The organism is Marinibacterium sp. SX1, assembly GCF_050389775.1.
Lineage (GTDB): Bacteria > Pseudomonadota > Alphaproteobacteria > Rhodobacterales > Rhodobacteraceae > Marinibacterium.
Map to the genome: position 1 here is coordinate 1 of NZ_CP177150.1, position 23,918 is coordinate 23,918.

The 23,918-nt window shown below is 61.4% G+C and carries 24 protein-coding genes and 2 pseudogenes; 16 read left to right on the forward strand and 10 right to left on the reverse strand.

Annotated elements, in window-relative coordinates:
* The 3 genes from repA (at nt 1) to repC (ending at nt 3,752) form a co-directional block, all read left to right on the forward strand.
* Nucleotides 1-1,212 (forward strand): plasmid partitioning protein RepA, encoded by a 1,212-nt coding sequence (repA, locus tag ACK3BB_RS25785; RefSeq protein WP_224902632.1) that lies wholly within the window; start codon nt 1-3, stop codon nt 1,210-1,212.
* 103 nt (nt 1,213-1,315) lie between these two features.
* A complete protein-coding gene (gene repB, locus ACK3BB_RS25790) occupies nt 1,316-2,311 on the forward strand; it encodes a plasmid partitioning protein RepB (protein ID WP_224902634.1) in 996 nt (331 codons plus the stop codon).
* 160 nt (nt 2,312-2,471) lie between these two features.
* On the forward strand, nt 2,472-3,752 hold the full coding sequence (gene repC, locus ACK3BB_RS25795) for a plasmid replication protein RepC (RefSeq protein WP_224902636.1): 1,281 nt from the start codon (nt 2,472-2,474) through the stop codon (nt 3,750-3,752).
* A 12-nt stretch (nt 3,753-3,764) separates the two neighbouring features.
* Here repC and ACK3BB_RS25800 read toward each other — a convergent pair whose 3' ends face one another.
* Nucleotides 3,765-4,862: a tyrosine-type recombinase/integrase gene (locus ACK3BB_RS25800; protein WP_224902638.1), complete on the reverse strand. Its 1,098-nt coding sequence runs from the start codon at nt 4,860-4,862 to the stop codon at nt 3,765-3,767.
* A gap of 157 nt (nt 4,863-5,019) precedes the next feature.
* On the opposite strand from ACK3BB_RS25800, the gene ACK3BB_RS25805 reads away from it, so the two are divergent.
* The 5 genes from ACK3BB_RS25805 (at nt 5,020) to ACK3BB_RS25825 (ending at nt 7,973) form a co-directional block, all read left to right on the forward strand.
* On the forward strand, nt 5,020-5,904 hold the full coding sequence (locus tag ACK3BB_RS25805) for a DUF1403 family protein (protein ID WP_428929685.1): 885 nt from the start codon (nt 5,020-5,022) through the stop codon (nt 5,902-5,904).
* A 2-nt stretch (nt 5,905-5,906) separates the two neighbouring features.
* Entirely contained in the window at nt 5,907-6,521 is a 615-nt protein-coding gene (gene scpB, locus ACK3BB_RS25810; RefSeq protein ID WP_428929686.1) for an SMC-Scp complex subunit ScpB, read from the forward strand.
* Nucleotides 6,522-6,668: 147 nt separating this feature from the next.
* Nucleotides 6,669-6,803 carry a hypothetical protein gene (locus ACK3BB_RS25815; protein WP_428929687.1) on the forward strand — a complete coding sequence of 45 codons (135 nt, stop codon included), beginning with the start codon at nt 6,669-6,671 and terminating at the stop codon, nt 6,801-6,803.
* 133 nt (nt 6,804-6,936) lie between these two features.
* Nucleotides 6,937-7,401, forward strand: a complete 465-nt coding sequence (locus ACK3BB_RS25820; RefSeq protein WP_172431607.1) for a helix-turn-helix domain-containing protein — start codon at nt 6,937-6,939, stop codon at nt 7,399-7,401.
* Nucleotides 7,398-7,973 (forward strand): PIN domain-containing protein, encoded by a 576-nt coding sequence (locus tag ACK3BB_RS25825; RefSeq protein ID WP_424988761.1) that lies wholly within the window; start codon nt 7,398-7,400, stop codon nt 7,971-7,973. Before ACK3BB_RS25820 ends, ACK3BB_RS25825 begins: the two co-directional genes overlap by 4 nt.
* A 52-nt stretch (nt 7,974-8,025) precedes the next feature.
* Here the strand turns inward: ACK3BB_RS25825 and ACK3BB_RS25830 are convergent, their stop codons facing one another.
* From ACK3BB_RS25830 to ACK3BB_RS25870, 9 genes and pseudogenes are all read right to left on the reverse strand, one after another.
* Nucleotides 8,026-8,742 carry a M48 family metallopeptidase gene (locus ACK3BB_RS25830; RefSeq protein ID WP_428929688.1) on the reverse strand — a complete coding sequence of 239 codons (717 nt, stop codon included), beginning with the start codon at nt 8,740-8,742 and terminating at the stop codon, nt 8,026-8,028.
* Nucleotides 8,739-11,954 carry a type I restriction endonuclease subunit R gene (locus ACK3BB_RS25835; RefSeq protein WP_428929689.1) on the reverse strand — a complete coding sequence of 1,072 codons (3,216 nt, stop codon included), beginning with the start codon at nt 11,952-11,954 and terminating at the stop codon, nt 8,739-8,741. Before ACK3BB_RS25835 ends, ACK3BB_RS25830 begins: the two co-directional genes overlap by 4 nt.
* Entirely contained in the window at nt 11,951-13,027 is a 1,077-nt protein-coding gene (locus ACK3BB_RS25840; RefSeq protein WP_428929690.1) for a serine/threonine-protein kinase, read from the reverse strand. The genes ACK3BB_RS25835 and ACK3BB_RS25840 overlap by 4 nt, the downstream gene beginning before the upstream one ends.
* On the reverse strand, nt 13,024-13,491 hold the full coding sequence (locus ACK3BB_RS25845; RefSeq protein ID WP_428929691.1) for a hypothetical protein: 468 nt from the start codon (nt 13,489-13,491) through the stop codon (nt 13,024-13,026). Before ACK3BB_RS25845 ends, ACK3BB_RS25840 begins: the two co-directional genes overlap by 4 nt.
* Nucleotides 13,488-14,642 (reverse strand): restriction endonuclease subunit S, encoded by a 1,155-nt coding sequence (locus ACK3BB_RS25850; RefSeq protein ID WP_428929692.1) that lies wholly within the window; start codon nt 14,640-14,642, stop codon nt 13,488-13,490. Before ACK3BB_RS25850 ends, ACK3BB_RS25845 begins: the two co-directional genes overlap by 4 nt.
* A complete protein-coding gene (locus ACK3BB_RS25855) occupies nt 14,635-16,152 on the reverse strand; it encodes a type I restriction-modification system subunit M (RefSeq protein ID WP_428929693.1) in 1,518 nt (505 codons plus the stop codon). The genes ACK3BB_RS25850 and ACK3BB_RS25855 overlap by 8 nt, the downstream gene beginning before the upstream one ends.
* Nucleotides 16,152-16,742, reverse strand: a complete 591-nt coding sequence (locus ACK3BB_RS25860) for a restriction endonuclease subunit S (protein WP_428929694.1) — start codon at nt 16,740-16,742, stop codon at nt 16,152-16,154. The genes ACK3BB_RS25855 and ACK3BB_RS25860 overlap by 1 nt, the downstream gene beginning before the upstream one ends.
* Before the next feature lie 624 nt (nt 16,743-17,366).
* Nucleotides 17,367-17,468, reverse strand: a pseudogene (locus tag ACK3BB_RS25865) (IS5/IS1182 family transposase); the annotation flags it as partial.
* 107 nt (nt 17,469-17,575) lie between these two features.
* Entirely contained in the window at nt 17,576-18,721 is a 1,146-nt protein-coding gene (locus ACK3BB_RS25870) for an HPP family protein (RefSeq protein WP_428929695.1), read from the reverse strand.
* Nucleotides 18,722-18,890: 169 nt separating this feature from the next.
* Between ACK3BB_RS25870 and ACK3BB_RS25875 the strand changes: the two genes are divergently transcribed.
* The 8 genes and pseudogenes from ACK3BB_RS25875 (at nt 18,891) to ACK3BB_RS25910 (ending at nt 23,687) form a co-directional block, all read left to right on the forward strand.
* Nucleotides 18,891-19,016, forward strand: a complete 126-nt coding sequence (locus ACK3BB_RS25875) for a hypothetical protein (RefSeq protein ID WP_428929696.1) — start codon at nt 18,891-18,893, stop codon at nt 19,014-19,016.
* Nucleotides 19,017-19,022: 6 nt separating this feature from the next.
* Nucleotides 19,023-19,133, forward strand: a pseudogene (locus ACK3BB_RS25880) (ArdC family protein); the annotation flags it as partial.
* Between the two features lie 90 nt (nt 19,134-19,223).
* The gene (locus ACK3BB_RS25885) at nt 19,224-19,613 is read left to right on the forward strand and encodes a DUF3768 domain-containing protein (RefSeq protein WP_428929697.1); all 390 of its coding nucleotides are present in this window, start codon (nt 19,224-19,226) and stop codon (nt 19,611-19,613) included.
* A gap of 150 nt (nt 19,614-19,763) precedes the next feature.
* A complete protein-coding gene (locus ACK3BB_RS25890) occupies nt 19,764-21,737 on the forward strand; it encodes a ParB/RepB/Spo0J family partition protein (protein WP_428929698.1) in 1,974 nt (657 codons plus the stop codon).
* Nucleotides 21,738-21,805: 68 nt separating this feature from the next.
* Nucleotides 21,806-22,399: a regulator gene (locus tag ACK3BB_RS25895; RefSeq protein WP_428929699.1), complete on the forward strand. Its 594-nt coding sequence runs from the start codon at nt 21,806-21,808 to the stop codon at nt 22,397-22,399.
* Entirely contained in the window at nt 22,399-23,070 is a 672-nt protein-coding gene (locus ACK3BB_RS25900) for a DUF6927 domain-containing protein (RefSeq protein WP_428929700.1), read from the forward strand. Before ACK3BB_RS25895 ends, ACK3BB_RS25900 begins: the two co-directional genes overlap by 1 nt.
* Before the next feature lie 86 nt (nt 23,071-23,156).
* Nucleotides 23,157-23,399, forward strand: coding sequence for a type II toxin-antitoxin system prevent-host-death family antitoxin (locus ACK3BB_RS25905; protein ID WP_428929701.1), 243 nt, complete (start codon nt 23,157-23,159; stop codon nt 23,397-23,399).
* 114 nt (nt 23,400-23,513) lie between these two features.
* A complete protein-coding gene (locus tag ACK3BB_RS25910) occupies nt 23,514-23,687 on the forward strand; it encodes a hypothetical protein (protein WP_428929702.1) in 174 nt (57 codons plus the stop codon).
* Nucleotides 23,688-23,918: the final 231 nt, after the last annotated feature.

Sequence of the window (23,918 nt, forward strand, 5' to 3'; positions counted from 1 at the left end):
ATGAGAGAACGGTCTTTTGCGGCTGATACGAAGGATCAACCCTTCGACGAGATCATCCTACAGCAAGGAGAGTTGATTTCCGACCGCCTCAATATGTTGCGGCAGGAACAGTATCCTCCGGACGCCCAAAAAGGTCTGCGTCAGTTTTCGTTGGCCGAGGTTGCCTACTATCTCGGTGTGACCCAGTCGACCATTAAGAAGCTTCATCTCGAAGGCAAAGGTCCTGAACCTGAAACATCGTCTTCTGGGAGGCGCAGCTACTCGGCCGAGCAGATGCTTGAGCTGAGAGCTTATCTCGATAAGCATGGTCGTCCCGGAAAGCGCCGTTATGTCCCCTATCGGCAGCCTGGCGAAGAACTGCACGTTGTGTCCGTCGTGAACTTCAAAGGTGGCTCCGGAAAAACCACTACCGCCGCCCACCTCGCGCAGCACTTGGCGTTGAAAGGGCATCGAGTTCTTGCGATCGACTTGGACCCCCAAGCCTCGCTCACAGCTTTGCACGGCATTCAGCCAGAACTCGACGACGTGCCTTCGCTCTACGAGACACTTCGGTATGATGACGAGCGCAAACCGATCTCGGAGGTGATCCGGCCAACAAACTTCCCCAACCTAGATATCGTTCCGGCAAGTCTTGAGCTTCAAGAGTACGAATACGATACCCCGGTCGCTTTGACGAGCAGCGATTCCCATGAGGGCCGTGCCTTCTTCACTCGTATATCGAAGGCGCTTAACGAGGTTGAAGATCGCTATGACGTGGTCGTAATCGATTGTCCTCCTCAGCTGGGCTACCTCACGCTCACTGCTCTGACGGCTTCATCTTCGGTAATTGTGACAGTCCATCCTCAGATGCTGGACGTCATGTCGATGAGCCAGTTTCTCCTGATGCTGGGCGGGATCATGAAGACGATCCGTGATGCTGGAGCGAACATGCGCCTGAAGTGGTTCCGTTACCTCGTAACGCGATTTGAACCAACGGACGGTCCCCAAAAGCAGATGGTTGGGTTCCTCCAGGCGATGTTCCCAAATCAGATGCTGTCGAATCCTATGTTGAAATCTACGGCGATCTCCGATGCTGGGATTACCAAGCAGACGCTTTACGAAGTTGAACGGTCTCAGTTCGTGCGGACAACTTACGACCGCGCCGTGACGTCTTTAAATGATGTGAACGACGAAATCGCTGAACTGATCCATAGGGCTTGGGGGCGAGAGTGACTGTGGTTTTGACAGCCGTGCAGAACGCTAGTTTTGACAGCCGTGCAACTGTCGAAATGCGGGCTGCGCGCCGGTTGGATTCTGACGAAAGGGAGATGGCTTGATGGCTCGCAAAGACCTCCTGAAGAGCGTTATGGCCGGTTCGACGGAACAGTCGAAGGATTCCGGTCGCTCTGGATACGCGATGCGCGGTGCTTCGAAATCGATGAAGGTTTCAATCGATAGCCTTGCGGAGAACTCGAAGCGTCTCCTTGAAGGCGAAACCATTGTCGAGATCGATCCGAAATTGATCGATGTGTCATTCGTTTCGGATCGGCTTAGTGATGACGATGTTGCTTTCGACGAACTGAAAGCATCGATCGCAGCGGGTCGCCAGGACACGCCAGTATTGCTTAGACCGCATCCGGAAGCGGATGGCCGCTATATGATCGTCTTTGGGCATCGCCGTGTGCGAGTTGCATCGGCGCTCGGCCGTAAGGTTCGCGCAGTTGTAAAGCCAATGGACGATGTGGCTCATGTTCTTGCTCAAGGGCAGGAAAACACTGCGCGCGCAGATCTCTCATTTATTGAGAAGGCCCTATTTGCGAGGAGCCTCTTGGATATGGGGCAAGCAAAGGATGTGATCCAGTCTGCCCTTACCATCGATGGGACGTTGCTTTCACGGATGCTGTCAGTGGCGCAGAACGTCCCTCGGCACGTCATCGAACAGATTGGGCCGGCCAAGCAGATTGGGCGTGATCGCTGGGAAGACTTCAAGAAGTTGGCTTCGGAACCATCGAATGGCAAGATCCTCAAGGGAGCTTTGGAGTTCGACGGGTTTCAAAACCTCGACAGTGATGCTCGCTTTGAGTTCCTGCACAGCAAGCTGGCAGAAGCGGGCAGGGCGCCGAAGCGCCGAAAAACGCGTGCTACGCCCAAGAAACGAACCTGGACTGCCGGCAAAGGCCGCATCAAGGGAGTCATCGGTCGTTCCGGAAAGGCATTCAGCATTTCGCTTACGGCACAAGATTCAACCGAGTTCGGGGACTTTCTCTCGGGTCGGCTTGATCAGCTGTACAGCGAATTCCTCGCTACGAAAGAGGAGCAGTCAGAACAATGATCTAGGCAAAAGAAAAGCCCCCAAGCAGCGTGGCCTGAGAGCTAATCTGAAAAGTTTGGTCGCTTAGAAGATATCTCTCCCGCGAATCACTGTCAACAAGAACGCCACTTCGGCGAACGGCTTTCTTTTGCCTCCACATAACTGGAGGTGAGAAACAGGCATGAAACATACAGGTTGGCGCAAGCCGACACCGGGTCTTGGCATTGCAGCGCAGCTTGCCCAAGCCGGTGAACGGGTGGCTGTATCCAAATCGCGGGCCCTCGTGGCGGTGAAGCGCGTGGGCGTGTACATTGGACTCAAGGCCGGAGATGTGATGCTCCTCGACACGCTCGGGGCGTTTACACAGGCCCAGGACTGGGAGGAGGGGCAGCGTCCGATCGTCTGGGCGTCAAACGCCTATCTGATGGAGCAGACCGGGTTCTCGCTCTCCGCGCTCAAGCGCCATGCTCGGCGTCTGGCCGAGATCGGCGTGATTTCCTTCCAGGACAGCCCCAACGGCAAGCGTTGGGGCCGCAGAGACGCTGAGGGGCGCATCGTCGAGGCCTACGGCTTCGATCTCTCGCCGCTGTCGGCGCGTGTTGAGGAATTCGACGAGCTTCATGCCGAGTTGCAGGCTGAACGCGAACTCTGCCAGCGCCTGAAGCGCCAGATCACTGTTGCACGCCGGATGATCCGCGCGCGCATCGAAGCGGCCGTCAGCAGCGCGCTGCGTGGGCCCTGGGCGCAGTTCGCCGGGCTCTTCGAGGAGCTTCTGGATCGGTTGCCGCGCCGTCATGAAGCCTCCGAACAGCTTGTGCGGCTGCTAACTTGGTTCAAGGAGCTCCAGGAGCGCGTCGAAGCTGCCTATCTCAATGCAACTGAGGTCGTCCAACCTGTGAAAAACAGGCCCGAAACCAAGGAACGAGTTTCTGAGAAGACCCAAGAAATGAACCCCAGGGAGGTCATTTCTGACACCCACATACTAATTACAAACCAACTTAATCCTGTAAAATGTAATTCCTCAGAAAATGAGGAAGCGGCGAGTGGTGCGCCCAATGTTCGACCCGACGAACAGGTTGATAGGGAGTTGGACGTGTGGGTCACCGAGGTCAGCAAGAAGCGGACGGCGCTGGACCTGCCCACCGTGATGCAGGCTTGTCCCGAATTCGCGTCCTGGGCGCGCAATATGGATGGGTTCCTGAAGGATTGGGGCGATCTCCACCGGGTCGCGGGTCAACTGAGGCCGATGATCGGGGTATCTGAGCATGCCTGGAACGTAGCGCAGGACCGGCTCGGCAAACAGGTGGCGACAGCGGCGCTGGCGCTTGTCTTCGAGAAGCATTGTGCGGGCGAGGTTTCGTCGCCGGGCGGCTATCTGCGCGGCATGGTCGAGAAGGCCGGGGCAGGCGAGCTGCATCTCGAGCGCAGCTTCTACGGCAGGCTCAGCGGGCTGGCGGCGTGATGGGGCAGGGGATCAGAGGCCGGCGGCCTTGGTCAGGTTCACGCGGAACCGATCGCGTCTGCGCTGGTAGCGGCGGGTCATCTCGGCCGAGGCATGTCCGAGATGTTTCTGGACGTAGCGCTCGTCGACTTCTGCCGAACTGGCGAGACCAGCACGCAAGCTGTGACCGGAGAACAGAGTCAGTCGTTCTTTCTCGGGCAGCTCCGATCGGATGCCGGCATCGAGGACCGTACGCTTGATCAGGCGTGCAACATGTTTGTCGTTCAGCCGCGTTTCGGTCGTCCGTTTGCCATCGCGCGTGATGCCGACGAAAACCGGACCGAAGTCAATCTTTGCGAAATGCAGCCATTGCTTCAGCGCATGCACGGGGCAGGTCTGATCCCTCGAGCCGCGACCGATCTCGACCTCGCGCCAGCCGGTCTTGGCGTTGAGAGTGAGCAGGGCGCCTTTGTCGAAGATCTGGATCCAGCCACCGGACTCCGGTGTGTCGTCCTTCTGCACGTCGAGGCTGACGATTTCCGAGCGGCGCAGACCTCCGGCATAGCCGAGCAGCAGGATTGCCCGATCCCGCAGCCCGCGCAGATCATAGGGCAGAGTGGCGACCATCGCGACGATGTCCTCGGCCAGGATTGCTTCCTTCTGAACCGGCGGGCGCGCATGCTTGCGCTTGATTCCTGCCAGCACCGTGGCGATGTGCCGGTTCTTGCGATCTAAGGTGAAACCCCGCTGCGCATAGTTCCAGGCGAGACCGGACAGGCGGCGGTCGATGGTTGAGACGGATAAGGCAGGGGAGGAACCTGATCCGGACGCAAGATCGGCGAGATAAAGGCCGATCATCTCAGCAGACGGAGGCAGCGGTTCCGCGCCCTTCATCCGGCACCAGCGCGCGAAATGCGCCCAGTCTTTCGCGTAGGCTTTCAGCGTGTTGTCGGAGGCTGCGGCGCGCGCATAGTCGCGGGCGGTGTCCACCAGGCGATCGAGCGTGCCGGAGCCAGCCACATACGCGGGCAGGGCGATCCCATCGCTTCTGTCTTGACCTCTCTCGTCGCCTTGAGCATCAACAGACTTACCCGAATGCGATGACATCGAATTCTCGTTGTCTGAGTCCATTCATTCCCCGAAAATTTGCTAATTTTGAGACCGTGCTGCAGCCTATTCTACAATGTCCGATAATGCAAACTTATTGGACATAGAGGAGACCAGCAAGGCGGGGCGTTTACCGCGCTATTATCTGGCCAAAAGCGCCGCGCAACTGTAGGCTGCGGCCATGACACTTGCCCGACCGGATCCCCTCAGCGCCCTTGGCACCCCGTCAGGGATACCCTCCTGGGCCTCTTCCGCGCGCGCGGAAGACCTTGAAGATGCTGCGTTCTTTTCGGGTGCGGTGCTGAGCCAGCTGCATCTTGTGCTGGAATGCGAAGGGGTGCCCCTCGCCCTGCTGCGGGACAGGCTGGCGTTGCGTGCTGCGGCGGCCTGCGTCGCGTTTTCCGGGCGCCCCGAGCGGGCCGCAGAGCTGCGCGACGCGATCCACCTTCTGCGCCCCGGCGACCTGCCCGGACCGGCCGGGGAAACCTGCCTTGAATGGCGCCGGGCCGCGGAGCGGCCCCTTTCGGTCAAGTCGCTGGCCCGCGCGCTGCCGGGCATTGAGCCGGGACAGATCGCAACATGGCTCGACGCGGGACGCGGACCGCCGGTGACCCGTGCAGCGATGGTGCTGGAGGCGGTGCTGTCCGAGGCGCCGCGCGCGACGACGCCGGCGCTGGTCCTGGCAGATGCCGCCCTCGCGCAGGCGCTTGGCTGGCCTCATCTGGTCCCGCTGCTGGCCACGGGCCTGAAGCGTGCCGATTTGCGCAAGCAGGGCTGTGACCTGCGGCTGGCCTGCCATCGCGCGTTGATCGGATCGTGCTCTGAGGCGGTTCGGCTTTCCGCCGACCTCACCCGCCGGGCGGCGCATCTGAAGGCGGTCACCCCGAAGCTGCGGGCCAAGGCGGCAGGCGCCGCCGTCGAGATGCTCCTGACCTGCGACGCCGTGGCCCCCGCGGCCCTGCCGATGCCCGATCGCGCCGCGCGGCGGCTCTGCGACCGTCTGGTCGATCTCGGGGCGGTGCGCGAACTGACCGGGCGCGACACCTTCCGGCTCTACGGGGTGTAGCGATGGTGAAGGATCGCTCCGACCTCGAGCTTGACCGCGAGTTGCCCGACCTGCCGCCTGAGCTGCGCTGGCGGGAATGGATGCGCCGGATCGAGGCGGTGCTCTTTGCCTCGGCCTCGCCGGTCCCCCGCGAGGACTTGGTCCGCGTCGTGGGGCAGGGGGCCTCGGTCGACCTGCTGGTCGAGGATCTGGCCGTCGATCTGGAGGGGCGGGCATTCGAAATCGCTCAAGTCGCCGGCGGCTGGATGTTCCGGACGCGGGCTATCTACGCCCCAGCGATCCGCGCTGCGGCGGATGTCGGGGATCAATTACTGGACCTGAGCGAATTCGACGTCGCGGTCCTGGCGGCCATCGCCTATCACCAGCCGATCACGCGCGACGGGCTGAAGGACATCTTCGGCAAGGAGATCAGCCGTGATCTGATTGGGCGACTGCATGCACGCGGCTTGATCGGGACCGGGCCACGGTCGCCTCGACGCGGTGCACCCTATACCTTCGTCACCACAGAGCAGTTCCTCGTCGCCTTCGGGTTGGAGAGCCTTCTCGATCTTCCCGATCGGGAGCAGTTGGAGGATGCTGGGGTTGTGGTGGAAGCTTCACAAGTCGATTTCGGGTAACGCGTTGCCGGTCTCCGTTGCCGATGCCTGACGCAATCTCGGTCGTCCTTCTTATCGTTTCATCCGCAGTGCAACGATTCATGCGGAGAGCCAAAAATACTCACAATTTCAATGTGATATCCGTTGCATCCCTTTGAAGACGTCCACTTGCTCGATTCTGGTCGAGAAGATGTCGTCGCCTATGCCTGCGAGCAGTTCTTCGTCTGTTTTGGGCTGGAAGACCTTCACGAACTTCCTGACCTGGAGCAACTGGCGCAGGCCGTGGTGGTCGCTTCGTCGTGAGAGCGATGCGGTGTTCGCATGCTGCAACCCGTTCACACGATCTAAAGGAATTTCGAATATTTCGAGTGTTGCGATTGTTTCGAATGAAGGATAGCCTATATCCAACACGAGACGAGAGAACTGGAGAGAGAAGATGAACGCCCTCAGAAAAGAGGCGTTCTTTGATCGTTTGCCTGACGAGGTCGAGATCAAGAACGCCGAACAACTCAGAACGATTGTCGCCTCCCAGATCAAGGAAGGCGAACCGACAAAGCTGTCGCTCGCCCTGGAAGGCGGCGAAGTTCGCACCGTGACGCTTGCGCCCGCCCTGACGGCTTCGCTGCTCGAGGTGCTGCGGCTCGTCTCGAGCGGTCGCGGGTTTCGGATGATCCCTGTCGAGTCAGAGTTGACCACGCAGCAGGCGGCGGACCTTCTCAACGTGTCCCGCCCATTCCTGGTAAAGCTTCTCGAGGAAGGCGAAATTCCGTTTGCGAAGACCGGCCGTCATCGCCGGGTTCGGGCCGACGACCTCTTTGCCTACAAGGAGAAGCGTGATGCGTCTCGCTCGGACGCTTTGAGCGACCTTGCCACAATGGATGCGGAAGAAGGTCTTATATGAGCCGATACGCAGATCGGTTCACGGCTCTCCTCGACGCTTGCGTCCTTGGCGGTGCACTTCGCAGAAACATGCTCCTGAGCCTGGCCGAGGCCGGCTTGTTCCGGCCTCGGTGGAGCAGTCGCATTCTTGACGAGACCCAGAAGGCAATCACCCAGATCACCAAGGGCGAAACCGATGGTTCCCGGCAAAGGGCGGCAATCGAGGCGGCGTTCCCTGAAGCGCTGGTGACAGGCTATGAGATCTTCGAAGGCAAGCTCGCACTGCCGGATCCGGGCGACAACCACGTGCTGGCAGCGGCCATCGCGACGTCTGCTTCAGTCATCGTGACGGACAATCTTGCCGACTTTCCTTCCGCGGTTCTGGACCCGCATGCCATCCAGGCGATTTCCGCTGACGACTTCATCGCCGATACAATCGAGCTGGATCCTTCGGAGGCCATTCTGGCCCTGCGCCGCATGCGCGAGCGTTTCAAAAATCCAGCGCTCGATGTTGCGGCCTTGATTCACAAGTCCGAAGCACAGGGCCTATTGCAGGTTGCGACTTTCATGGATGAGTACCAGTCGTTCCTGTAGCTTGCTTTTTCCTGGCGAACGGACGAAGAACCTGTTTCCTTGACGCTGCTAATCACGCCATGGCCCGTTCCAGTCTCTGCTTCCGACGCTCCCAGTCGGGCATCACCTTGTTGAGGAGCTCGAAGAAGGCAGCCCCGTGATGAGGCTCCGCCACGTGGCAGAGCTCGTGGGTGATCACGTAGTCGATCGCGTCGACTGGCGCCTGCACGAGGCGGCGGTTCAGTAGCAGACGTCCGGCCGGTGACATGGACCCCCACCTCTGCCGGGTCTGACGTACGATGAGTCCCTTCGGCCTGAATGCCTCAGGGTCTGGGAAATGACCGAGACATAGTTCGATCCGTTCCGGAAACTTGATGTAGGCTCGGTCTCGATACCATGCCTCGACCAGTTCACGTGTCACCTCCGGCTTGGTCGGCCGGTGCGTCTGCACGACGATGAAACCGCGGATCAGCTTCACGCTTTCCTGGACGTGAGGGACGACCTTCAGCCGGTACTGGCGCCCGAGGTAGAGATGGGTTTCCCCGGCGACGAACCTGCGCTCTGGCGTGCGTGGCAGGAACTGCGCAAAATACCGCTGCTGCCTTGTCACCCATGCCGCGCGCTTCCGCAGCTTGGCTTCGATGGCGTCTAGTGTCGCGTCCTCCGGGGCTGCGATCACCACCGACGCATCCGGTTCGACGGCGATCTCCAATGTCTTCCTCGGCCGGCGAACGATCTCGTACTGGATCTCCTGCTCGCCGTACTGCAGGCAATGCAACTCCCGCGTCATGCCGCAAACCGCGCCCGGGCGAGGTCCATGATCTTCAGCTCGAGATCGTCGAGCACCTCCACGGGTAGGTCGACGCCCCTCTCGTCACGCAGGACGTCAAAGAAGTAGTCATCGATGGCGTTGCGCAGATTGTTCTGGGCCACCTCGTTCGACCAGATGTCCACGATCAAGTGCGACTTGATGATGTCGATGATCTGTTGAGCGATCGCTGCGACATCGTCGCTGGCTACCGGCTCATCACCCTTGGACTTAAGCTGACCGTCAAGGATCCCGAAGAACGCCTGCGCATCCTCATCGCCACGGATGCCTTCCGGAACATCCCGACCGCGATCCTTGCGCGCAACTTTGCTTGCGAGGCCCACGACGCTGTTCAGGTAGTCGCGCTCGGACAGCCGCTTCTCGCGATAGGCGCGGATGGTCTCTTCGAGCAGTTCGGAGAACTGTTTGTAGAACGTCGGGTCCTCATCCATTTTCTCAGTGATCGCCTTCCGCGTCGCGCTGGCAATGCGGTCTGCTCTTGAGGCTTCGGAGACGCTCGTTTCACCGACAACTGCTTTCAGCGCCTCAGGGTCGTTGATGTTGACCACCTCGATGATGGTCTCCGCAGGCATCGCCACCACGTGGTCATCGAGCAGCTTCTGGATCTTCGGCTCGAACTCGCGGACATCGACCGTCTCCTGATAGCGGAGCTGGACCGAGCGCTTGAGTTCGGAGAACTGTTTCCAGTCCCGCTTCAGGGCATCGACCTTGGCTTCGTCGAAGACATCGAACAGCTTGTCCGACGAGAGCGAGATGTGCAGGCATCGGCTGAATGCCTTGAGGCGCGCGTAGAACTCGTGGCGCACCGCCTCGTCACTTAGGTGCTGCTCGAACTGCTCCATGTCCTTTTTGTTCCGAACTGGCTTGAAAAGGTCCCAGAGCTGGTCGTGCAGCTGGGGCAGCTTGCGGATCTCTTCCCGGACATCGTGGACCGTTCCAGCAAGGTCGGCCGCCTCGTAACCCTCAAAGGCGCTGTACGTGGTCAAGGCGCTGTCCAGCTCGCCCAGCAGCCCCTCGTAATCGACGATGAAACCGAACTGCTTCTCTGTTCCGCCGTCCTCGTAGAGCCGGTTCACCCGCGCAATCGCCTGCAGAAGATTATGTTCCTTCAGGGACTTGCAGACATAGAGCACCGTGTTCCGGGGCGCGTCGAAGCCGGTGAGGAGCTTGGAAACGACGATAAGGATCTCCGGATCGCCGGAGCCCTTGAAGGCATCGATGATCTGGCGGTTGTACTCCTCCTCGGTCTTGTACCGAGCCATCATCTGCGACCAGAAGCGGCGCACGAGGTCCTTGGACTCCTGGTCGACCTCCTCGTTGCCCTCGTTCTCGTCCGGCGGCGAGATGACGATCGCGCTCGAGACGTGGCCGATCTCGTCGAGAACTTCCTTGAAGCGGACGGCGGCGGCCTTCGAGGGGGCAACGAGCTGCGCCTTGAACCCGGTCCCCTGCCAGTGCTGGCGATAGTGTTCGGAGATGTCGAAGGCCTTGGCTCGGATAGCCTGGTCAGTCTTGGCAAGCGCGTCCATCCGGGAGAACTTGCTCTTAAGGTCGGCCTTCTGGCTTTCAGTCAACCCGTCGCTGATCTTTTCGAACCAGCGGTCAATCACGGCCCCCGAGACTTGCTGCTCGACAAGCCGCCCCTCATAGAGCAGCGGCACGACGGCGCCGTCGGCGACCGCCTCGTCGATGGCATAGCGGTGGATCAGCCGCCCGAAGGTCGACAGCGTGTTTTTCTCCTTCTTGAGCAGGGGTGTGCCGGTGAAGCCGAGGTAGCAAGCTTTGGGCAGGAGACGCCGCATCTTGGCGGCGAACTGGCTGTGGCCGCCGTAGCGCCCCGTCTGCGTCCTGTGGCTCTCGTCCACCAATACGAAGATGTTCGGATTCTCGTCCACCAGCTTGCTGTTCTTCAGCGCCGTGTCGAACTTGTTGATGATCGTGGTGACCAGCGGAGCCTTGTTTTGGACGAGCTCCAGAAGGTGAGCCCCGCTCGTCGCGCGGATCGGCTCGAGATCACAGGACTTGAATGTATCTTTGATCTGCTTGTCGAGATCATCGCGGTCCGTGACGATGATGAGCCGTGGGTTCTCGATGCTGCGCTCGAGAGCGAGCGAGCGCCCCAGCATCACCATGGTGAGCGACTTGCCCGAGCCCTGCGTGTGCCAGATCACGCCGCCCTTTCGGGCGCCGCTGACATCGTGCTGTTTGACCGTCTCGACCGCGCGACGGATCCCGAAAAACTGCTGATGGCGCGCGACTTTGCGGACACCTCCATCGAACACGGTGAATCGGCGGATGAGATCGAGCAACCGCTCGGGGCGACACAGCGCGTACACTGTCCGGTCCTGAACCGTGACCGCGCGGTTACCCTCGGCGGCCATCGCGTCGAAATACGTGCGTGCGCTCGCAAAGTCGCTGGAAAAGATGGCGTCCTTTTCCGCCGCGGTGAGCACGCGGTTGGCAAAGGGCGCGATGGCCTCGTCGGTGTCTTCCTCGTCGCGCCAGGTTTGCCAGAACTTCCGCGGCGTGCCGACAGTTGCATAGCGCGCCTCGTTGCGGTTCATGCCGATCAGCAGCTGGGCGAAGTGGAAGAGTTGCGGGATGTTGTCCTCGTTCTGGTAACCGATCAGCTGGCTGTCCGCCTTCTTCAGGCTTTCGGTCGGCCGTTTGTTCTCGATCACAAGGATCGGGATGCCGTTCACGAATGCGACGATATCGCAGCGCTTCGTCTGGCTCGATGCGGTCCTCTCGACAGAGAACTCGGCGGTGACGTGGAAGACATTGTTGTCTGGCCGCTCCCAATCGATGAAGCGGAACGAATAGCTCTTCGAGTCGCCGTCGATGGACTTCGTGATGGTCGTGCCGAGGACGAGCGTGTCGTAGATGTCCTGGTTCGTGCCGCGCAGCCCCTTCAGCCGATCTGGCGTGGGCTTCAGCCGCCGCATCGCCTCGTGCGCATCCTCAAGATCGAACCCATACTCGCGGCCGCGATGCGTGAAGCGGTTGATGCGCATGAGTTGCTCAGCGAGCACATCGTCCAGCACCACGTTTCGCAGACGCCCGCCGCGCAGGCGAAGCGCCTCCTCTTGCGAGAGCGGCGTGAACCCAAGCGCAACCAGCAACTGCACTGCTGGCACTTGGGACTGGTGTTTCTCAGCGGCGTTGAAGGTCATTTCCCGGTCACCACGAATTGCTTGAAATCCGCGACGACCTTTTCCGCCTGCTTCTGGGTTAGACCCCGCTTGCAGAAATGGGTGACGCGCTGAGTATTGCCGGAGACCACATTGCGCTTGCTGCAGGTCACGTCGAACATCCCGCCTGCCACAGGCGAGACCGAGTGCGCGAACTCGTAGGTCCCGCATTTGCCGACCTCATTGCCGGCAGCATCGACGGTCCAGTGCCCGGGATAGTCCAGCTTCTCGAGCGCGCGCCGCATCTCGAGCGCGCTAGTGTACCGTTTGGCCGGATCGGGATGGACGGCCTTCAGGATCACGCGCCGAACTGCCGCCGGGATGTGGCACCCGAAGTCCTTTGCCTGAAGGAGCTTCCCGGATGCGATGTCCTGATCGTACTGCGCGGGCCCGATGCTGGCGCGGACTGACCGCAGGTGGTCCAGGTGAATCAGCAACCTCGCGAGGGTCATGCCCACCTGGAAGATGTCCGAACTTACGCCGATGTTTCCGGTCGCGAGGACTTCCGGTGCACGGTGGAGAACGTAGGCATTCGGAGCCGCCACGGGGGCGCCATTCGATGAAACGCCAGTAATCCCGTAGTCGGACAGCATCGCCTGCTGTTGGGGCCCCAGCAGGATGTTCCCCGGCTTGATATCGTTGTGATAGAAGCTGCGAGCATGGAGGTACTCCAGCCCTTGCAGAATATCTCGCGCGATCCGCAGGACGGCGGGAAGCGGCAGATAGCCGGCCGGATTTGCCAAGGTCTCGACCGAGGCGTTCGGCTGGTAGTCCATGGCGAGGATGACGGCATGCGCCCCCGACACCGGCACGACATCAGCTTGGTGGACATAAACGAGGTTGTTGTGCTCAAGCCGGTTGCCGATCTGGGCTTCACGCAGCCGCTCGTCCACTGAGACCCCCGGCTGGAGGATCTTGACCGCGTACTCTCGCTGCACGGCAAGATCATGCGCCAGCCAGACCTCTCCGAAACTGCCTGCGCCGATCTTGCTGACCAACCGGTACTTGTAGAGGGTCATGCCCGGCGTGAGGGTGACAGTGACAAGCTGGTTCATGGGTGGCGCAGCCCCCACCAAGCGGCATTCACCGCGTCTGCCATCTTGGTGTCCCAGTATTTGTCGGTTTTACCTACGCGGCTCTCTGCGTGTCTTTTGGTGTCTGCGCTCGTCGTCGACATCGAGCCGTAGATCTTGAGCTCGACCGGGATGCTTCGATGCGCACAGGCAAGGATCACTGCGGCATCGTTATAGGCAGAACGTCTCTTCGCCTTCGTATCCTGTCGGGTGAACTCATTCTGCTTGATCATCACCCTCTCGATGCCGGGGTGGGCGTCGAAGATCGCGAGGACTTCGCGATACATCCACTCCAACCGCTCGGCATCAGCCTCGTCGCTGATCGACGCGGGGACGGAGAGCTTGTTGTCGCTGGCAGCGTTTTCCAAGGCGTAGGCGCCGCCCGCTTCCGACACGACTGCGTAGCGTGGGGCCTTCGGGTCGCCGCGAAATCCGAGAACCTTCATGCCAATTCCTTCTCTGAGATCACGCGCCACTCGCCCGTCAGCAACTTTTGCATCAAGCCACGTTTCTGGCGGGTCAGGGCTTCGATTTGGGCGTCGATAAGCGAGAGTTCGGTTCGCGCGCATGCCAAAGCGTCAGCGATGCGATCCTGCGTCGCTCGATCTGGCAAACGCAGTGGCGATGCCAACCAATCGTCGGGAGCGATACGACGTGCCTTTCGCTGACCACGAGCAAGGTGAAGCTGTCTGGTGTAGTAGGACGGTCTGGTCAAATACTCGATCAACCAAACCGGATTGACGCTAGAGTTGCAGTCGAAGGCCGGCAGGTCGAGGGTGGACTCGCACCCGTCAAGCTCAGGGCCGACAAGGGCGAAAGCCCCATTGAGGAAGTCCAGCTTGCTCCAGATGATCTGACCTGCCGCGCGGCGATAGTAGCGAGTATTCGCGCTGCCGCGACGAAGTTCGATCTTTTCTGTCGCGCCCTTTCCATACAAGCGCACTGAAATTTTTCGTGCGGTTGCACCATCCGTTCCGGGAGTGCGGCTTTCAGTCAGAAAGTCTCCGAAGCAGACGGGCTGACCATGGCGGCTGGCGCGCGCCATAAGGGAGTCCCGCAGTCCAATGAGGCGGTCTTCGTGGGCGGAGCGAAGCGCCGTGAGCTTGTCGAGTCCCTCTCCCCATGTGCGCAAGACCTCAGCGATCTTGCGTTGCTCATGCAACGGAGGAAGATCAACGACCTGGTTGGTGATGTCATCCTTCTGGACATGGACGAGGGACGCTTTGAAACCATGTGCGTTCGCCTCGATACGGCGAGTGGCAACCTGCAAGGCCAAATAGAGCCAGTACCTGTCGATGCCCTTCTTGGGCACGACGCGGAAAATGTGCTGGTTGAGAACCCCGCGAGGCCCGGGCCAAATCGTGGGGCCGAATGAAACGCCTTTGACCCCAGCCCACGCAAATAGCAGATCCCCGGGCTCGACGATCCATTTCGGCTTAGGCGTCCCATCGAAGTAGTTAAAGTTCTGCGACCCGTTCAGGTTCTGGATCCGAATGATCGGCAGCCCGGAAGCACTCCAATCCGGCGGGCGAAAGCCGTTGCCATTAAAGAAGTCGCAGAGATCGCCGATCGAACGGCGGGCATGACCCTTATGCATCTACGCCGAGCTCCTTCAGATACTCGGCCATCTTCGCCCGCACCTCGGCCAGCTCGGCCTCGATCCGCAGGATGTCCTTCTGCACCGCGGCGACGTCGATCTCTTCCTCGGGCTCGAAGGTGTCGACGTAGCGGGGGATGTTGAGGTTGTAGCCGTTCTCGGCGATCTCATCAGCGCTCGCCCTGTGCGAATACCGCTCGACCTCGGCGCGGGTTGTGTAGGTCTCCAGCACCTTCGCCACATGAACGTCGTCCATCACGTTCTGGGTCTTGCCCGGCGTGAACTCCTTGCTGGCGTCGATGAACAGCACATCGCGCCGGTCTGCGTTCACGCCGCCTTCCTCGCGCGAGCGGTCGAAGATCAGGATGGCGACTGGGATCCCCGTAGTGGTGAACAGGTTGGCGGGCAGGCCGACCACGGCATCGAGCAGGTTCTCCTCGATCAGTTGCTGCCGGATGCGTCCCTCGGCGCCGCCCCGGAACAGCACGCCATGCGGCACGATCACCGCCACGCGACCGGACTGGCGCTTGGCGATCTCGATCATGTGGGTGATGAAGGCGTAGTCGCCCTTGGACTTGGGCGGCACGCCGCGCCAGAACCGTTTGTACTGGTCGCTGTCGGCATCCTCCGCGCCCCACTTGTCGAGCGAGAACGGCGGATTGGCGAGCACCACGTCGAAGCGCATCAGGTGGTCGCCCTCGACCAGCGCCGGGCTGTTGAGCGTGTCGCACCATTCGATGCGGGCCGCATCCTTGGCGTGCAGGAACATGTTCATCCGGGCCAGCGCCCAGGTCGCGCCGTTCACCTCCTGCCCGTAGAGGGCGAAGTTCTCCGACCCGACTTCCTGCGAAGCCTGGATCAGCAGCGAGCCGGACCCGCAGGCGGGATCGCAGATCGTGTTGCCGGGCTGCGGCGCGGCCAGCTTGGCCAGCAGGCGCGAGACAGGTGCAGGGGTGAAAAATTCTCCGGCCTTCTTCCCGGCGTCCGATGCAAAGCGTGAAATCAGGTAAATGTAGCATTCGCCGATGATGTCCTCGGTCACCCGCGAAGGTCGCAGGTCGAGCGCAGGCTTGGCGAAATCCTCAAGCATGTTCTTGAGGCGGCGGTTGCGGTCCTTCGGGCGGCCGAGATTGGCCTCGGAGTTGAAATCGATGTTGCGGAAGACGCCTTCAAGCTTGGCCCGGTTCGCGTCCTCGATCTTCTCCAGCGCGATGTTGATCAGCTCGCCTATATTGGCCTCGTTCCGCTGGGCATAGAGATCGTAGAAGCTGGCGCCCTCGGGCAGGATGAAACGCTCACGCTCGAGGCGCCGGCGAATGCGGGCCTCGTCGTCTCCGTACTGCTTGCGGTAGGTCTCGAGATGGTCGTTCCAGAGGTCCGAAATGTACTTCAAGAACAACATCACGAGGATGTAGTCCTTGTACTGACCGGCATCGACGGCGCCACGGAAGGTGTCGCAAGCCGCCCATGCGGTCTGGTTGATCTGCTGCTGGGTAACCTGATCGGTCATTAGACGAGTTCCTTTTGGCGACCGGCGCGGGCGCGCTCAGCCAGAATGATGGATGAAAGCTGTTCCCTGCGATCAGCCAGATGGCGGAGCAGTGCACCTTCGCGCTTGGCAAGCTTATGAATTGCAACAATACGCGCTTGAGTTTCTAAATCCGGCAGTGGCACATCCAGCTCCTCGAGTACCGCCTTGGAAATCATCCGCATGCTGGTCCCCTGTGCTTCGGTGTCGAAGTATCTCTGAGACTTTGGCTGGTTGATCGCCCAGGCGAGGTAATCCGGCAGCGTGAGACCCGCTCTAGGGCGCAAAATGACAAGCGGCAGGATCACGGCAATCGGTTCTTCAAGCTTTGTGGTGACCGAAGCCGCTACGTTTGGTTCGCCGCGGGATTTGAAGATCACTTCTCCCCCGCGGACAACATGGCGCTCGGGCAGATCATCCAGCATATATCGCTGCAATGACCTTGCCGCCAAATCATCATCGGGCTGGACGTCGCGAAGCTGGACGGCAAGCCGCCCGCCTTCCGGCGAAACCTCCAGGCGCCCCCTTGCGGTGTGCCCTGACCCAATTTCGCAAATGTCACCAAGCTTCAAGTTCGATTCCTCTGTATTGTGCATACAGAGGTGGATCATCTCAGACGGGCTGTCAAGGGCCGAGAGCTCAGTATCTGGACTACAGAGTTTTTCTGATTGGGGTGGTGCTTCTGGCAGACAGCTTGAGGAGCCGGCTACTTCTCAATTCGGGCCAAGTTGATCGTTGGCCTATCTCTGACCTTCTCAAGGCGCCATCGTTCTAGCTTGCTGCCAATCCTGCCGAGCTGCGGCGAACGGTCCATTTTGATAGTCTGGGTCGTGGCCTTCGGGCTCGAACCGTTCTGGTTGCCAAAGATCAAGTACAGCAAGCTCCCGATCGTGACTTGTTGAGAGAACTCAGGCTTCGATTCCGAGCTCTTTGAGCCGATTTTCCCATGAGCCCCCATCTTCAGCCGAAAAGTTTCTCGAGCTCTTCCCCTTGGGCGGTATGCTTCTTGGGGTTTTCTGCTTTCAGCTTGTTCACGTTGATGAGCTTCCATCGGACCGCTGGTATGTTCGCCTACCCTTTCCGTTTGCTGATGATTGCAACGGGCATGACAAGCTAGGGCCTGTTGACGTTCATCGCCGGCGGGCGTTGTTGGACAAATCAGCTAACAGCCAGAGTTCCCCTTTCCCCGGACACACTTATCCCATGGCCACGGTGACCGGGATGCCGAGGGCAGTAAAGCGGGTCATGACCGCCGCGCAGATCTGGACCTCGGCTACGGGGCGGTCGAAGTCGCGGGCAGGGCTTTTGATTTGCGTTGAAACGCTCATCTATTCCTACCTCCCTGTTGGACTATGGCCGAGCTTGTCTCGGCTATTTTTGTTCGCCACGTCTATTCATCTGGGACTCAGCGTTCCAGGAGCGCCTGGCGCGCCAGCGCGGCGATTAGGTCCGTGCGCGTGACGATGCCGACGATGCGTCCGCGTTCGAGCACCGGGATGGCATCAACGTCCCCATCCGCCATCATCGGCAGCAGCGCGGCGATAGGTGAGCCGCGCGTCGCGCGCGGGCCGGCGACATTCATGATGTCCGAGGCGGTCACCGGGGTTTCGCGTCCCAGATCGACGAGCCGACGGAACGCGGGCAGGAAGCCGCGTTCGAGCCGCTCTGCATCCTCGCGGGCGCGGGTGATCAGGTGGATCTGGAAGATCACCCCGAGAAACCTCTGCTCCGGCCCGACCACCGGCAGCGAGGCGAACCGATGCCGCCGAAACAGCTCGGCGACCTCGGCAAGGCCGGTGTCGCCGCCGATGGTGACCAGATCGCGCGACATGATGTCCTCGGCATTGAGCGGGCCTGCATGGTGGCTCGCGGCTTGCAGTTCGGCGGCGCCGATGAGCCGGGCCAGATCCTCGACCCCGAGGTTGAACGACTGCCGGTATCTCTCCAGCAGCCCGGAGAGCTCTGTCTCCGAGAGCCCGAGACGCTCGGAGGGGGCACGGTCCCCGGTGCCGTGCTGGCCTGGGGCGTCGAACTGCCGGAACGGGTAGTGCCGCCCGGTCAGCCGGGCGTAGAGCGCGGCGAGGATGACCAGTGCGGCGGTGCCCGCGGCGACCGGGGTCAGGGCGAACCAGAAGCCGAGATGGTTGATCGCCTCGGGGCTCATGGCGGCGGTCATCGCCACCGCCCCCGCCGGTGGATGCACCGCGCGGCACAGGATCGTCGCAGTGATCGCCAATCCCACGGCGAGCGCGATGCGTAGCACCGGATCGGGGACGAGCAGGCAGGTGGCAACGCCGACGAGCGCCGCGACGGTATTGCCGACGATGGCGGACCAGGGCTGGGCGAGGGGGCTGTTGGGCACCGCGAAGAGCAGCACCGAAGTCGCGCCGAAGGGGGCGACGAGATAGAGCCCGAGGCTTAGGTCGATCTGCGGCGAGAGCAGGAATAGCCCGGTGACGCCGAGGCCGAGCAGCGCGCCGAAGCCGGCGCGTAGCGCCTCGCGGAGGGAGACGTGCGCTACGGTTGGCCCGAGGGAACGGAGGAACTGCATGAGGAACTGCCTTCTGTGCCTGCCGCACAAAAATTCATCTTTTTGCGAAAACTTCAACCGAAGGCCTGCGCGGAGTAGGCGATCGTGGCGGCAAGCTCGACGGTGGCGATGAAGGTCGGCAGCAGCGAGAGGCTTCTCTTCGGTCCCAAATCCGAGAATCTTGCGACGCGTGTTCGAGCCCACCCTGCTGACCGGCGTGACCATGGCGATGCGCGTCACTCAGAAGGAAATCGTAGACCTCCTCGCCTGGGTCTACGCCTTCAACGTCGAGGACTCGGCCTATCTCGACAACTAACGGCTGGTGCTCCGGTCGGACAAGTGGGCCATTTTCAAATACGCGGCGGATGCGCAGCACGCCTGCGATTTTCTTGTTGCCGTATCGGAGGCGGGGCAGGGAGAGCAGGCCGCGTGAGGGAGGGGCCCGTCGCGCCTGTGACCCCCGGGTAAAGTGAAAGGAGGCCTTGGGTCTGGTGGTTTCAACCCATCCGGAAAGGACAGACCCATGAGCCATCCTGAACCTGACGCGTTCACCCCGCCCGACGCGGTCGCCATCGCCGCGCAAAACGACGCCTTCCGCCGACTTGCCTGCCTCGGGGTGCCACCGGATCGGCCCATCCAGGGCCGGATGCATGTGACCCGGTCATTGATGGAGGCCGGGGATGCCTTCATGGCCGATGCCGTGAAGGCGACAGGGGAGTTCGAGACTTTCGAGCCTGAGAACGATCCCGAGGGCTGGCACGATTTCGGGGCGGTCACGATCCGCGGAGAGACCGTGTTCTGGAAACTCGATCTCTATGAAGCGGAGTCCGACTTTCGCTATGGCGCCGAGGATCCCGGTAACCCCGAGACGACCACGCGTGTCCTGACCATCATGATGGCGCACGACTGGTAGGGGGCGCCGCACCTCCTTCGCCAACGCTGAAAGGCCCGCTGACCCTTCGAAAGGGAAAGTGGGCCTTTTGTCCTGTTGGTTCCCGGATCCGGGGATCGGTCAGGCCGCTCGGGGTGTCCGGGTGGCACAGAACCCAGAGAAGGACATCTCATGACACAAGCTCTCGAGCCCGTCTCCGTCGCCATCGGCGATCTCGTCGCCCATCCCGCGAATGTGCGGGCCCAGTCCCCTGAGGCCTACGCCTCCGACAGTATCGCGCATCTGAAGGCCAGCATCGCAGTGCTGGGCCTTCTCCAGCCGCTCCTCGTCCAGAAGATTGACGGCAAGTTCGGCGTCCTCGCAGGCGGCCGGCGCCATGCGGCCCTCATGGAGCTGGTCGCGGACAAGGCGGCCAAGGGGGTCACCAATCGCACCAAGATCGACTGCCGCCTGGTCCCGGACGATTGCGACGTGACCACCGCGCTGTCGCTCGCCGAGAACATCACCCAGGCGCCGATGAATGCCATCGACGAGTTTGAGGCTTTTGCGCGGATGATGGAGGTCGACGGCCAGACGCCAGAGAGCATCGCCGCGACGTTTGGCACCACGGTCGCGGCGGTGAAGGGCCGGCTGCGCTACGGGCTCATCCATCCGGAGATCCGCGCGGCTGCACGCGCAAAGGCGATCACGCTCGACGTGATGAAAGCCTTCGCGGATCACCCGAGCCAGGAGGTGCAGCGGGAGGTCTTCGGGGCACTCACCAAGGATGGCAATTACCTGCAGGCCTACACGGTCCGGAACGCGCTGAAGTCCCGTGGCGTGCAGGTCAGTGACGACATCGGGGCGTTTGTGCGCAAGGACTACGAGGCGCGTGGCGGTGCCATCGCGGCGGACCTCCTGGACGAGCATTCCGTGCTCGAGAATTCTGCGCTGGTCGAGACCATTCTCCTCGAGAAACTCACCGCCGCGGCTGAAGCGGCGCGCGCGGAGGTGGGCTTTGCCTGGGCCGATGCGGTCATCCGGTACGATTACGCCACCATGGCGGAATTCGGTCGGGCCTATCCCGGGCCGGTCGAGCCCGATGAATGCGGCCAGCAACGCCTCGACGAGATCACCGCCGAGCTCGAGAAACTCGAGCGCGAGATGGAGAATGAGGAGCTCGCGGACGAGGCGTACAACGATCTCTACAAACGTGTGGATGAGTTGGAGGCCGAGGCACGCGATCTGCAGGAGGCATACAGCGCCGAGGATCTTGCGCGCTCCGGCGTGATCGCCACCTGGGCGCAGGGCAGGATTTCCCTGCATGTCGGGCTTGTGCGTCCCGAAGATCAGCCGGAGAGGTCCGGCAAAGCGCCCGGCACGTCTGCGGATGAGGGCGCGCCGGACAGCGGCGAGATCATCTACCCCGCCTCGCTGACCGAGGATCTGAAGACCGAGCGGGCGATGGCGCTTGGCGCTGCCATGACGATGCACCCGGAGGCCACGCTGGATCTCACGCTGTTCAAGCTGGTCACCGATGTGCTGGGCCACGGCATGGGTGTCACGCAGGCGATCAAACTCAATGCGCGTCCGGAGTATCGCACCCACGCCAAGATGGACGAGATCGATGGCACGTCGCTTGAACAGGTGGCTGCCGCGCATGACGCGCTCGACCTCTCCTGGGCGGATGATGCGAAATCCCCCGCCGATCAATTCGCGCTGTTTCGGTCGCTCGATGCGCGTGAAAAGGCCAAGCTAGTGGCCTACGCCACGGCGGCGACCACGCAGTCCTGTTTGGCGCGAGACCGTCAGCGCGACAGCCTGATGCATGATTTCGAGATCGAGGTGATGCCGGACATCCGGGCGCACTGGACACCGAATGCGGCGCTTTTCAACCGCTTCAAGAAGGCATGGCTCCTCAAAATCCTCGGCGAGGAACTGGGGCTCACGCAGGAGGCGGTGACCCTGGCGTCCTCGACCAAGAAAGAGGTCGTTGCCTTCTGCGACAAGCTCTTCGCCGAGCCCTTCGCGACCCTGACGGAGGCGCAGCGGGCGGCGGTCGCGGCCTGGTGTCCGCCGATGATGCAGACCTCGGGCACCGAACCGTTCGAAGCCCCCGGCGCCGAGCCGTCCGAAGGCGAAACCGAGGTCGCCGAAGCGGCCTGACCCTGCAGCCGCCCCGTACTGCGTCGCCTGTGCGGGGCGCACTTCTCTCAAACTCACAGGTAAATCCCATGGTACTTCTCAGCTTTTCCGCCGCGGACGTCGCGGCCCAGATCGCGCATGCGCGCGGCTGCTTCACCTTCCTGCCGAACTGGAATGGCCCGGTCGGCAACCCCGCCCTGATCCTGATCGTCGGTAATGGCGTCCACCTGCGCTCGAACGGAATTGATGGCTCCACCACGCGGATCGTCACGACGGAACGCGCCGATCCCTCCTATGCTTTCGCCGCAGGCATCAACCCGTTTCGGGACACCGATTGGATGGCGGCCCGGCAAGCCGCGTTTCGCGATCTGACGGGCCAGTTCTACACTGACATCCTCGACGACGTGCAGATGCTTATCGATCGCGGACACGACACCATTCGGTTGGCGACCGATGGCCACACGATCCGGGTCTTTGCGCGCCGTGCAGCCGATTACCTGATCGGCGGCACCTATGATGTCCCCTCCGGTCTCGGCGGCACGTTCCGGGTCATCCTCATGGACGCCACCGATACCCAGGCGCTCGTGCAGAACCGCGGCAACTGCGAGGATTTCGACGAGATGCTGCCCTACCGGGTGCCGCTCGACGCGCTGATCGAGGTCGATGACCGGAGGGTGGCATAATGGGCTGGCTCTTCTACACCCACCGCCGTGTGAGGACCTATGCGGACGAGAAGGCGGAGATCGCCCGGCTCTGTAGCTTCGAGACCGATACCCGCAAGACAGTCCTGCTCAAGGCCTGCAAGGTGGGCTCGACCTGGTATGCCGCGGCCAGGATAACGACACTTGATGGCGCGCCGGTTGAGGATGCGACCTACGTGACCGATGCCGACGGGTCGATCACCTTCGCGGCCGTCTTCCTGACGCGCTACGACGATGGCTGCTGGGGCTACAAAGACGTCGAGGAGGCTGCTGGCCCGGTGGAGTCGCGCGCACCTGTCAGCCTTCTGGCCCTGCTCTCCGAGTTGAAGGATCCCGGCAGCTATGCCCATGCTTGGCGCCAGCGCTGCCGGGACTGGGCGGCGATCCCGGACTACGACGAGGGAGACCGGATACGGCTTGCAGCGCCGGTCACGCTGACCGACGGCAGCACCTGCCAGATCGTGACCGCCACCCATTACCGGCGCGGAGGAAAAAGGCGGCGATGCTACCGCATCGAGGAAACCGGCGGTCTCGTGCGTCTGTCGAAGGCCTCTCTGGCGGGATCGGAGCGTCTCAGCTCTGCCAGAAGTGAGGCAAGTCCGGTCCTGGCGGAGTTCTTTTCTGAGCGGGGATCTGACGATGCACCACCTTGAGTGGGAGGCCAATCAACCTGTCTCTTGCGGAATACTAAGGAATTCTGTGTAATCCTATTAAGGCAGAGAGTGCGTGGAGAGCCAAGATGAAACAGTTCGCAGCGGGGGATTTGACCCGAAATACGAGCGATCTCTTCGAGGCGGCGACCGTAGCCCCGGTTGCCATTACGAAACACCGTAAGCCACGTTTCGTGGTCATGTCGATGGAGCGGTTCCAGGCCCTGACGGCCGGGCGCGGCTCGCAGGTGGCACTTGATGTGGCTGATATGCCAGAGGACCTCGGGAGCTTTCTCGATCAGGGTATTGAAGAGCATTTCCGTGACCGCTGACTTCCTCGCCGCAGGGCAGGTCTTTGAATATCATTCTCTCTGGAATTGGAAGGTGGATCGAGGAGAGACGGAGGGCCGCAAGAAGAGGCCCGGCGTGCGGGCCTCGAGATCGGCTTGCCGCTCTGGGTGATCCTAGACGAATTGAACGCCGATATTCTCGAGACCTACTATACGTTCGAAGAGCGGACACCGCGCGGCTCCTCCAGCCCGGCCTTCACCGACGCGATCCTTCGCGAGGTGCAGCGCCTCCGCGCCGCAGGCGGACTGAAACTGTCGAACCGGTCCTGATCCTCGAGTACCCGAAATTCGTGTACGCTGCTTGGGCGGCATCAAATGGTTCTGTCCTTATCATTTGAAGGGTGCTTCTGATCGGCCCCTAAGCTAAAGCGGTCATTGCCTGCGACTGGCGCAAGCGTCGGCAGCGCGGGACAGTCTTGCCGATCGCTGTGCATGCTGCGTTGGTTGCGAGCAGCGGCAGCAATGCGCTGAAACGGACCTTGTTTAGCAAGGCTCACATCC

What these genes read in the sequence shown, in the direction of transcription:
- ACK3BB_RS25850 (WP_428929692.1), bottom strand. Translation starts at nt 14,642, where the DNA reads ATGCATAAGGGTCATGCCCGCCGTTCGATCGGCGATCTCTGCGACTTC.
- scpB (WP_428929686.1), top strand. Translation starts at nt 5,907, where the DNA reads ATGGTGAAGGATCGCTCCGACCTCGAGCTTGACCGCGAGTTGCCCGAC.
- ACK3BB_RS25905 (WP_428929701.1), top strand. Translation starts at nt 23,157, where the DNA reads ATGAAACAGTTCGCAGCGGGGGATTTGACCCGAAATACGAGCGATCTC.
- ACK3BB_RS25890 (WP_428929698.1), top strand. Translation starts at nt 19,764, where the DNA reads ATGACACAAGCTCTCGAGCCCGTCTCCGTCGCCATCGGCGATCTCGTC.
- repB (WP_224902634.1), top strand. Translation starts at nt 1,316, where the DNA reads ATGGCTCGCAAAGACCTCCTGAAGAGCGTTATGGCCGGTTCGACGGAA.
- ACK3BB_RS25805 (WP_428929685.1), top strand. Translation starts at nt 5,020, where the DNA reads ATGACACTTGCCCGACCGGATCCCCTCAGCGCCCTTGGCACCCCGTCA.
- ACK3BB_RS25820 (WP_172431607.1), top strand. Translation starts at nt 6,937, where the DNA reads ATGAACGCCCTCAGAAAAGAGGCGTTCTTTGATCGTTTGCCTGACGAG.
- ACK3BB_RS25840 (WP_428929690.1), bottom strand. Translation starts at nt 13,027, where the DNA reads ATGAACCAGCTTGTCACTGTCACCCTCACGCCGGGCATGACCCTCTAC.
- ACK3BB_RS25830 (WP_428929688.1), bottom strand. Translation starts at nt 8,742, where the DNA reads ATGACGCGGGAGTTGCATTGCCTGCAGTACGGCGAGCAGGAGATCCAG.
- ACK3BB_RS25800 (WP_224902638.1), bottom strand. Translation starts at nt 4,862, where the DNA reads ATGGACTCAGACAACGAGAATTCGATGTCATCGCATTCGGGTAAGTCT.
- ACK3BB_RS25895 (WP_428929699.1), top strand. Translation starts at nt 21,806, where the DNA reads ATGGTACTTCTCAGCTTTTCCGCCGCGGACGTCGCGGCCCAGATCGCG.
- ACK3BB_RS25835 (WP_428929689.1), bottom strand. Translation starts at nt 11,954, where the DNA reads ATGACCTTCAACGCCGCTGAGAAACACCAGTCCCAAGTGCCAGCAGTG.
- repA (WP_224902632.1), top strand. Translation starts at nt 1, where the DNA reads ATGAGAGAACGGTCTTTTGCGGCTGATACGAAGGATCAACCCTTCGAC.
- ACK3BB_RS25825 (WP_424988761.1), top strand. Translation starts at nt 7,398, where the DNA reads ATGAGCCGATACGCAGATCGGTTCACGGCTCTCCTCGACGCTTGCGTC.
- ACK3BB_RS25885 (WP_428929697.1), top strand. Translation starts at nt 19,224, where the DNA reads ATGAGCCATCCTGAACCTGACGCGTTCACCCCGCCCGACGCGGTCGCC.
- ACK3BB_RS25870 (WP_428929695.1), bottom strand. Translation starts at nt 18,721, where the DNA reads ATGCAGTTCCTCCGTTCCCTCGGGCCAACCGTAGCGCACGTCTCCCTC.
- ACK3BB_RS25900 (WP_428929700.1), top strand. Translation starts at nt 22,399, where the DNA reads ATGGGCTGGCTCTTCTACACCCACCGCCGTGTGAGGACCTATGCGGAC.
- ACK3BB_RS25845 (WP_428929691.1), bottom strand. Translation starts at nt 13,491, where the DNA reads ATGAAGGTTCTCGGATTTCGCGGCGACCCGAAGGCCCCACGCTACGCA.
- ACK3BB_RS25855 (WP_428929693.1), bottom strand. Translation starts at nt 16,152, where the DNA reads ATGACCGATCAGGTTACCCAGCAGCAGATCAACCAGACCGCATGGGCG.
- repC (WP_224902636.1), top strand. Translation starts at nt 2,472, where the DNA reads ATGAAACATACAGGTTGGCGCAAGCCGACACCGGGTCTTGGCATTGCA.